This is a genomic window from Neptunomonas sp. (assembly GCF_016744175.1).
In the GTDB taxonomy this organism is placed as follows: Bacteria; Pseudomonadota; Gammaproteobacteria; order Pseudomonadales; family Balneatricaceae; genus Neptunomonas.
This window is the reverse complement of record NZ_JADGEV010000031.1, coordinates 37,697-47,233: the sequence shown is the minus strand read 5'-3', so window position 1 is coordinate 47,233 and position 9,537 is coordinate 37,697. Positions and strand designations below refer to the sequence as shown.

At 46.5% G+C, this 9,537-nt stretch carries 8 protein-coding genes; 4 read left to right on the top strand and 4 right to left on the bottom strand.

The features are described 5' to 3' along the window. The coding region (locus QZZ55_RS13980; RefSeq protein WP_293267954.1) for an ATP-binding cassette domain-containing protein at nucleotides 1–534 on the bottom strand (534 nt) is incomplete at its 3' end. A gap of 296 nt (nucleotides 535–830) precedes the next feature. Continuing rightward, nucleotides 831–2,042, bottom strand: coding sequence for an aromatic ring-hydroxylating dioxygenase subunit alpha (locus QZZ55_RS13975; protein ID WP_293267953.1), 1,212 nt, complete (start codon nucleotides 2,040–2,042; stop codon nucleotides 831–833). A gap of 287 nt (nucleotides 2,043–2,329) precedes the next feature. Here QZZ55_RS13975 and QZZ55_RS13970 point away from each other — a divergent pair, with 287 nt between their 5' ends. Further along, nucleotides 2,330–3,322, top strand: a complete 993-nt coding sequence (locus QZZ55_RS13970; RefSeq protein WP_293267952.1) for a LysR substrate-binding domain-containing protein — start codon at nucleotides 2,330–2,332, stop codon at nucleotides 3,320–3,322. A 72-nt stretch (nucleotides 3,323–3,394) separates the two neighbouring features. Here QZZ55_RS13970 and QZZ55_RS13965 read toward each other — a convergent pair whose 3' ends face one another. Next, a complete protein-coding gene (locus QZZ55_RS13965; protein ID WP_293267951.1) occupies nucleotides 3,395–4,501 on the bottom strand; it encodes an enolase C-terminal domain-like protein in 1,107 nt (368 codons plus the stop codon). After that, a complete protein-coding gene (locus QZZ55_RS13960; protein WP_293267950.1) occupies nucleotides 4,488–5,606 on the bottom strand; it encodes an alcohol dehydrogenase family protein in 1,119 nt (372 codons plus the stop codon). The genes QZZ55_RS13965 and QZZ55_RS13960 overlap by 14 nt, the downstream gene beginning before the upstream one ends. 232 nt (nucleotides 5,607–5,838) lie before the next feature. On the opposite strand from QZZ55_RS13960, the gene QZZ55_RS13955 reads away from it, so the two are divergent. The 3 genes from QZZ55_RS13955 (at nucleotide 5,839) to QZZ55_RS13945 (ending at nucleotide 9,519) form a co-directional block, all read left to right on the top strand. After that, nucleotides 5,839–6,717 (top strand): LysR family transcriptional regulator, encoded by an 879-nt coding sequence (locus QZZ55_RS13955; RefSeq protein WP_293267949.1) that lies wholly within the window; start codon nucleotides 5,839–5,841, stop codon nucleotides 6,715–6,717. 294 nt (nucleotides 6,718–7,011) lie between these two features. Next, a complete protein-coding gene (locus QZZ55_RS13950; RefSeq protein ID WP_293267948.1) occupies nucleotides 7,012–7,998 on the top strand; it encodes a dihydrodipicolinate synthase family protein in 987 nt (328 codons plus the stop codon). 3 nt (nucleotides 7,999–8,001) lie between these two features. Beyond that, nucleotides 8,002–9,519 (top strand): aldehyde dehydrogenase, encoded by a 1,518-nt coding sequence (locus QZZ55_RS13945; RefSeq protein ID WP_293267947.1) that lies wholly within the window; start codon nucleotides 8,002–8,004, stop codon nucleotides 9,517–9,519. Nucleotides 9,520–9,537: the final 18 nt, after the last annotated feature.

Below are 9,537 nucleotides of genomic sequence, written 5' to 3'. Positions count from 1 at the left end.
AAGCCCGACGCGTTGCTGCATACCACCAGACAATTGATGAGGATAGCTGTCGCCGTGCTCTCCTAGGCCTACTTGTAGTAGCGCCTCCTGGGCCCTCAGGTTACGCTCTTTCTTTTCGACGCCCGATACTTCTAAGCCAAATGCTGCATTTTCAATAACCGACATATGTGGCATTAAAGCAAAAGATTGGAATACCATGCTCATCTCTTTACGGCGAACGTCTAGAAGTTCAGCATCACCGAGTACGGTAATGTCTTTTCCATTGAGTTCGATGCTACCAGCGGTTGGCTCGATCAGGCGGTTAAGCAGGCGAACCATAGTGGATTTTCCTGAGCCGGATAGCCCCATGATGACAAAAATTTCACCTTTTTTAACTGAAAAACTGGCATCAAACACACCAACGGTCTGACCGGTCTTTTCAAAGATTTCATCTTTATTTGCGCCGTTTCGTAACATCTTCATTGCTGTTTCCGGCTGCTCGCCGAATACTTTGTAGACGTTTTTAATCGACAGAATATCTGTGCTGTCTGTCATGCTACCCTCTGCATTTTTATGATTATTATTGAAGTCTATCGCGGTGACAGTAGTGCCATATCACAACAATATAAGCTTTCTCATGACTGTCAGTATGCCTATTAAGTTAAGGTCTTTGCCTGAAAGCGTCCAACGACATATTTAACGTAAAAACCATAACTTCCGGTTATTGTTAATGTGATGACGTTAGCTGGAGTTTTTTCATAAACGGATGTTGGTGTGAGTCACTCATAAAATTAGCTGCAATAAAAAAGCCTCTGAATGCAGGGCAAACAGAGGCTTAATGTAAGAGAGGTTTAGTCGCTTAACTTTTGCTTCATCGTATCGCAGTACCAGTCGACAAACTGACACACACCGTTCTCAGCGATATCAGAAAATGGACCCGGAATGTAAGAGGGCGAACTGACCCCACGAAATGTTTCCTCAACTAGCCTCTTGTCTTGATTATTCGTTGCTAGCCAGACCTTTGTGAGGTTGTCGAGATCATAATCAACACCTTCGACCGCATCTTTGGGCACTAGCCACTTGGTTGTTACCAGTGTTTGCCCTGAATTGAGAGGTAATACGCGAAAGCTCAGGGCAAAGTCACCGAGAAAATGGTTCCAAGTAGATGGGTAATGAAAGTAGAGCAGCGCACCGATATCTTCAGCATCGGTATCATCAAGTCGCCCGTTTACGGCAGGTTGTCCGTTCATTGTGTAACTGACCGCTTTAGCCGACAGTGGAATACGTGTCATACGGTATTGGCCATTTGTGTCCATTACGAGACGGCTCGGTAACCCTGCCGCTTCACATTTATCCCAGTGCGCTACCAGTTCTGGATCATCATCACCGCCAACGCCAGCAACGGATAGGTTCTCGACAAATGAGTTAAGTAGCTCCGGGTGATTAGCGTCACAGTGGTAGCATTCACGGTTGTTTTCAAAAACCAGTTTCCAGTTGCCGTCTTCTACTAAATTAGCTTCGTGTGCTACTTTGCTGTTTTCAAGGTTATGCGGGGCAATAAATGGGCTCACGTCTTTGCGGAACTGCTCAAAATCTGGTGCCTGATCAGCGACACATATGTAAATATAGCTATTCACTATCTCACAATGTACTGGCATCAGACCATGATCATCGTTGTTGAATTTTTCACCCATGTTGCCAGCGAACAGCAGTTTACCGTCCAAACCAAAAGTCCATTTGTGGTACGGGCATACCAGTTTGGCTGTTTTTCCTTTAGATTCTGAGCAAACGCGTGAACCACGATGTCGACAAGCGTTATGAAATGCTCTGACGTTACCGGCGTCATCGCGAACGATCACTACTGGGTAATCGCCCACTTGAATGGTCATGTATTGGCCGGCTTTTGCTATCTCGATAGTATGGCCGGCAAAAATCCACTCTTTGTGCCAGATCTGTTCCAAATCTTGTTGGTACACATCTTCGTCGCGATAAATTTCCCGTGTTAGGGCGTGGCGCGGTTTCCGCTGATTGATCAGCTCCAGAGTTTTAGTTTTGCTGGTCATTGTGTGGTGCTCCCATAACGCTACGCTGCTGTAGTCGCTGTTATTGTTATGCTTATATTGGTCTGAGCAGGTATATTGACACTATAGTGTTTTCTCACATGACAGTGTGTAACCCAAATACCTGTTGCCGTTGTTAGTCATTGTTGTGTCGTTGTCAGTGACGCTGATGCAACATGTAAGGGTATAACTTACAAAATGTAGGCCTACCCATATTTGAAATTTAGTGTATGGGTGAGGTGAAAACTGGTAAAGCGACTTTTTATTTAGAGAATTGAATACCTGAAGTTATGGTTAAACATGTAGAGCCTGATCAAATTTTGGTAAAAATGCCTTCACTACGGGCGGTGAAGTCTTTTGTTGCTGCGGCAAAGTATCAAAATTTTACCCGTGCAGCAGAAGCCCTTTGTGTTACTCAAGCAGCCATTAGCCGACAAATTAGGGAGCTTGAAGCTTCGTTAGGGGTGTCATTATTTAAACGTGCCGGCCGCGCAGTTGAGCTAACCGAGGCGGGTACCATCTTCTATGATGCTGCCTATCTCTCTTTCGTAAATATAGCGCAGGCTGCACAGCGGATTCAGAACAGTGATAAGCGCAAGCAAGAGCTAACCATTTGCTGTTCGCCAGCGTTTTCGGCTTTTTGGCTCTCTGCGCGCTTACCTGGTTTTTTTGCTGCCAACCCAGATATCGACGTTAGCGTTGTAACGACTAATAACTTCCTGAAGATGGAACCGGGGGTGCACCCCGATATTTTCATTAATAAGGTGAGTGACCCAAGAGAAGGGTATCATTCCATTCCGCTCTTTTATGATCTTATTTATCCAGTATGTTCACCGCTTTATTTGGAGCAAAACCCTGAGATTGTCGATCTAGACGTGTTGCAGAATCACACTCTGCTTAACCTTAGCCCTTATGGCCGTTCTCAGATTGCGGAGCATGTAGATTGGGGTGTGTGGTTTAGCTCCCAAGGGATTGATGTTGACATCGGCCCTGGAGGGGAGCGACATGTGTTCAATGCTAATGATTACAATATGCTGATTCAGATGGTGCTTAACCAACAGGGGGTTTGTCTAGGCTGGCATCAGCTGGTATCGCCGATGATTGAGCAAGGCTGGTTGATACGTATTGGCGAAGCTGAGGCGGTTTATCGGGAGAAGTCGCATTACCTTACTTATTCTGAAAGTCGCCAAGATAATGAGGCGTTTCGTACCTTTAAGACGTGGTTCCTTGGCTGTATTGCTGATGAGCAGACCTCTGTCGTTCAGCTAGAAGCGAATAGCTAAAAGCAAATAAACTTTTTTCTTATTTACTCGCCTTCTAGCTGTCACTTACTAGGCCAATACTATCATTTTTAATTAACCAAAATTCATCACTGCAGTCTCGGTGGTGCTGATGTGTGGCTCTATTCCAAGGCCAAGCCCGCTCGGCAAACTCAGTTGTCCCTGTTTCACCGAAAGGCCATTGCTCGGATCATAATGACCGTCGATATAGGGTGCAGCAATCCAGACTCCGTCGCATAGTTGAGGCTGTATGGTTGCACCAACCTGCAGGCAGGCTGAAGCGACCAGATCGCCACCCCAGCTGTCATCCGATGTTATGGGTAAGCCTGCAACGGCACACACATCACGGATAGTTCTCATTTTACTGATGCCGCCGACTCTGCTTTGTTTCATACCAAAACCATCGGCGGCGTTGTCTGAAATTGCCCGTAACAGTATGTTTAGGTCTTCAATCACTTCATCCAGGTAGAGCGGGTGAGCGATGCGTTGGCGAACCGCTAGGCATTGTTCGTATGTATGACAGGGCTGCTCCATGATAAAGGCGAGTTCTTTACATGCCAGAGACAAGTTAATAGCATCACGCGGTACTAACCCACGATTAGCATCAACAGCCAGCGTGGTACCTGTTTTTAACGCTTCTGAAACCTTGTGTACTGCTGCGATGTCTTCTTGAAGCTCTCTGCCGCCAACTTTGAGTTGAAGCCGAGCAAAGCCTTGCGCTTGTTTTTCTTTGGCAATCTCTGCTGCTTCATCCGGTGAGGTCAGTCCGATAGCATAATAGGAAGGTACCTTTTCCCGAATCGCTCCGCCCAGTAAGTCACAAATGCGCGCCCCATAAGTTTTACCCGCTATATCCCAGAGAGCCATATCAATGGCTGATTTTGCATAGAGACTACCGCACAGAGCTTGATTCATTACATCATACACACGGTCAATCAATAGAGGGTTCATACCGATTAAGTGGGGGCAGATCTCTTGCAGCGCAGCGCGGCCTCCCAGCGTATGCTGTGGTTGGTAGGCGGGCCCAAGTGGACAGAACTCACCATAGCCAATGACACCGCTATCAGTGGTTATCCGAACGATAGTTGAATCAAGTGCTGTTAACTCCTGAAGAGCCATTCGGTAAGGTGCACCCTTTATGGGTAATGGCCGATGAAAAACAGAGATCTCAACGATTTTCATGCATATTCTCCTCAGGCGGTAGTAAGACCAGTTTGCCAATAAATTTCTTAGCCATAAAGTCCTGCTGAGCGATTGTGATGTGTTGCAGTGGATATTCATGTGCAACGAGAGGTTTTAATTCACCACGTTCAATGTATTGGATCAAATTCTCAAAAACTGATCTGGGCTGGTAAGTACAACCAAAAAAGCTTAAATCTTTGAGGTATAGCGTTCTCACATCTAACTCAACTATCGGGCCTGCAATTGCGCCTGCTACCGTATAGCGGCCACCTCTGCGCAACAGGTCGAGTAGTTCCGGCCACTGGTCTCCGGCGACGAGATCAATCACGATGTCTACTGAGTGATGCCCCAGAACATCCACCATGCTTTCACCTCGCGGAATAACTATGTCGGCACCCAGTTCTTTAAGCTGTTCTACCTTTTCTGCGCCACAGATCGCAATGACTTTAGCATGGCGCCGTTTTGCCAGTTGTACGGCCGCTGAGCCAACACCGCCCGATGCCCCCGTAATCAGTACAGTTTCATTGGCTTTAACGCCGACTCTGTCGATCATGTTCTCGGCAGTAGAGTAGGCGCATGGAAATGATGCGAGTTCAGCGTCAGTCAATGAGCTTTGTACTGCAAATGCTTCGCTTGCTGGGGTTTTGGTATATTGAGCAAAACCGCCATCACATTCAGATCCATAGGTGATACAGCTGAACTCACCTTGTGAGGTTGCTGATTGAAGGTTACGTACCAGTACTCTTTCACCAATTCGATCAGAGCTTACCAGCTCGCCTACAGCGACAATCTCGCCACAACAATCAGCTCCTTGTACCCTTGGAAACTCAAGTGGAATACCAGACCAGCTTGCGTCATCATCATCTGCTGTTTCAAACCCTTGTGCGGCCCCTGCATTAGTTTGTCCCGTTACGCCTTTTGAGTACCAGCCTATACGGGTATTGATGTCAGTATTATTTACCGCGCTGGCGCCTACTCTGATCAGCACTTCTTCCTTTCCAGGCTTTGGTACTGGTAGGTCAGTGCGGTATAGCAGTTTTTCAAGCCCACCGTGTCCTGTTAGTACCACGCCTGTCATTTGATCCGGAATTTTATGAGTTGTCATATTACTTACCATGTCTTTAATGAGCGATGACCGCTCGTATGAATAATGAGACCCTGATGTGTGATCATTTAAAGGCACGTATCGGGTCGTTGCATTGGATAGTTGCCTACTACCCTAAAAAAAATGCATACTTCAGGCAAATGATAAATTATTAATAAGTAATTCAGATTTATTGAATAACTAAGGATAGATTTAATTTACTTACTTGCTAATTACCTAAGAAGGGTGGGCTATGGATCCGATACTTGATCTTGAGTTGTTACGTACATTTGTCATGGTTGTTCGTACTGGAGAACTCAAAAAAGCAGCTAAAGCTATTTACCGTTCACATGCGGCGGTCAGCATGCAGATGAAACGTTTGGAAGAGCAGTTAGGCACTAGTTTGATGGAACGCAGTAACCAAGGTATTCGATTAACAGAAGCGGGAAAAACACTCCTTAGTTATAGCGAGCAATTTCTTAAACTTAATAATGCAGCCTTGTCTGCCCTCGCTGAAAAGGACCTTTCAGGTCAGCTTAGTTTTGGTATTCCAACGGACTATGCTCAGGATTTTCTTAATTTTTTCATGCCAGTTCTCACACAAGAACTCCCCAATCTTGAAGCTAAGATAGTCTGTGACCGTAGTCGAAACCTGAGAAAGAAACTGGATGCGGGGGAGCTGGATATAGCCATTGTTGCAGGCGAGAGCGAATACCCGGATGAGATGTTACTATGGAGTGAGCGCTTAATATGGTCTGCACCGGCCTGTGCCAGATTAGAAGAGAAAGAAGAGATGCCGGTCGCGATACATGAAGATAACTGTATTGTCCGTGATCTATGCTTGGCGGGGCTAAAAAGAGCCAATATTCCATACAAGCAAGTGTTTGGTAGTCCGGTTCTTGAGAACGTTGCAATAGCTGTTCATGCAGGCTTTGCCATATCTCTGTTACCGGAATCATTGCTGATTCCTGATAAAAGTAGAATGTTACCTGCGAATATTCTAAACAGTAACTTAGTCCTTAAAATGAATATGATTTACTCCTCATCGGTTGATAAACAGGTATTAAAACGAATCTCAGAATGCTTGCTGATAGCCTCTGGCATTCAGAAAAAAACACATTTAACCGATTAAACGGTTATTCAATCGGCGTAGCAGATAAGCTTGCCTCTATTCATCTTCTTAAACCTCATCTTTAAGCTCTGGTTTTTACTCTGCTAGCCTATAGATTTGGCTGCTGTCTCCTGTCGCATGATCTTGCTCTCATAACCTGAAGTTATGTTTTCTGCGAATAAAAGGTTGATTGTGGAGTCCTGCCCCCCCTCGTTACCATTTTACCAAGCTGTTTTATAAACCAGATGAGTCTCTCTAAGATTTTCTAGTCTCTTAAAACGACCATCAATAACAATGATAACGAAGGTGAGTTAAATGCACTTCGAAGGAATTTATACTCCAGTAATCACTCCGTTTAAGGAAGATTACTCCATCGACTATGATGCTTACACAGCTCATGTTCAGTACTTGCAGGCGTCGGGTGTTCACGGCTTGATGATTGGCGGTACCACCGGTGAATACTATGTCGAAACGCATGAAGAACGAGTTGATCTGTTAAAAGTCGCTCGTGAGATCTGTGGCGATAGTCTGCAGATTATCTTTGGTACCGGTTCGATCAATCCAGATGCGTCGTTAAAACTGGCGGAAGATGCTGCTAAGTATCAGGCGGATGTGATTTTGGTGGCAACCCCGCCTTATTCGTTGCCAACACAACGTGAGTTGGCGCTGCATGCGCTGGCCGTGGATCGTGCTGCTGACCTGCCCATCATGTTGTACAACTACCCGGATCGTATGGGCGTCAATATGGAGGAGGAGTTCCTCGACCGTGTGGGCCGCTCTAACAATTTCTGCGGTATTAAAGAAAGCTCCGGTGATATTAACCGCTTACACATGCTGGCGCGTGACTATCCGCACATTCAAGTTGCCTGCGGTATGGATGACCAGGCGTTGGAGTTTTTCGCCTGGGGCGCTAAAAGTTGGGTGTGTGCGGGCTCTAACTTCCTGCCGACAGAGCATCTGGCACTGTATAACGCCTGCGTGGTTGAAAACGACTTCAACAAGGGGCGTCGCATTATGTCAGCCATGATGCCACTCATGCGGGTATTAGAGCAGGGCGGCAAGTTTATCCAGAGCGTTAAGCATGGCGTAACACTGGATGGCCGTGTGTCCGGTCAAGTGCGTAAGCCATTACGTGGCCTGAACAAAGATGAAAAACAAGCAATGGCCCAGGTAGTCAAAACACTGAAAACAACCATTGCCGGTATCGCCGCTGAAACGCCAGAAGACACATTTGTAAAGACTATCAAAGCCAACATCAGCAAAGCAAAAGCTGAAGTTGCCAGCACACAGGCGGGGGAATAACACATGTCAGATCTGTTAACTCTGGAAGAATACAAAGCGATTGCTGCACAGCTGAACCCGCCTGCAATGAGCTTTATCAATGGTGGTTTTCGCCCGGCGCTATCGGGTAATACATTTGAAACGACCAACCCGGCGACCGGTGAATTACTTGCCAATGTTGCCGCCTGCAATGCTGACGATGTTGATTTCGCTGTCAGCAAAGCGCGTGAAGCCTTTGAGGATGGCCGCTGGAGTAAACTTCATCCGGTGGCACGTAAAGAAGTGCTTATTAAACTCTGCAAGTTGGTTAAAGAGAACAGTCGTGAACTGGCTGTTTTGGAAAGTTTAGATTCAGGTAAACCGATTGCCGATTGTGAAGGCATCGATATCCCTGAGTTTATTAATACGCTGACCTGGCATGCTGAAGCAGCGGATAAAATTTATGATCAAACGGCACCGGTCGGCTCTGATGCCATCGCGATGATCGTACGTGAACCCATCGGTGTTGTGGGTGCTGTACTGCCTTGGAATTTCCCTCTGCTCATGTTGGCATGGAAAATTGCTCCAGCGCTGGCGGCGGGTTGCTCAATGGTGGTTAAACCTGCCGAGCAAACCTCACTCACGGCTTTGCGTATTGCTGAACTGGCTGCTGAAGCAGGCCTACCCAAAGGTGTACTCAACGTGATCACCGGTGGTGGCGCAGACGTGGGTGAGCCTTTAGGTATGCATATGGATGTGGATATGGTGACGTTTACAGGTTCCACCGTTACTGGACGTCGTTTTCTGCGTTATGCCGCGGACTCTAATCTCAAGAAAGTCGTACTGGAGTTGGGGGGTAAGAACCCATGTATCGTACTGGATGATGCTGAAGATCTCGATAAAGTTGCTGAGCAAGTCTGTGCGGCAGCCTTCTGGAATATGGGTGAAAACTGTTCTGCAGGCTCTCGCCTGATCGTCCAAGCAGGTGTTAAAGAACAGCTACTGGAACGCATCAAAGCTCATTCCCGTGATTGGAATACAGGTGATCCACTGGACCCAACTAAGCAGCTAGGTGCGATGATTGATGTTGGGCACTTTTCTAAAGTCAGTAGTTACCTTGATGCAGGAAAGTTAGCAGGCCATGAAGTCGTGCTGGGTGGCGAAACAATGGATGGCATTTTTATCCAACCCACTGTATTTGATGGCGTCAGTAGTAAAGACAAACTCGCACAAGAAGAGATTTTTGGTCCGGTATTGTCGGTGATCACAGTTGCTAGCTATGACGAAGCGATACAAGTTGCCAATGATACGGACTATGGATTGGCAGCATCGGTCTTTACTGCGAACGGGAAAAAAGCCCTGCGCGCTGCTCAAGCGATTAAGGCCGGTACGGTAACCGTTAATTGTTTTGGTGAAGGAGACATTACAACACCGTTTGGCGGGTATAAGCAGTCTGGCTTTGGTGGTCGTGATAACTCTATCCATGCCCATGATCAGTATACCGAGCTGAAAACAATTTGGGTCGACCTGAGTGATGATGCCATTGACGGTTGCGTTGACTGAGTAATCATCAGTATTGAA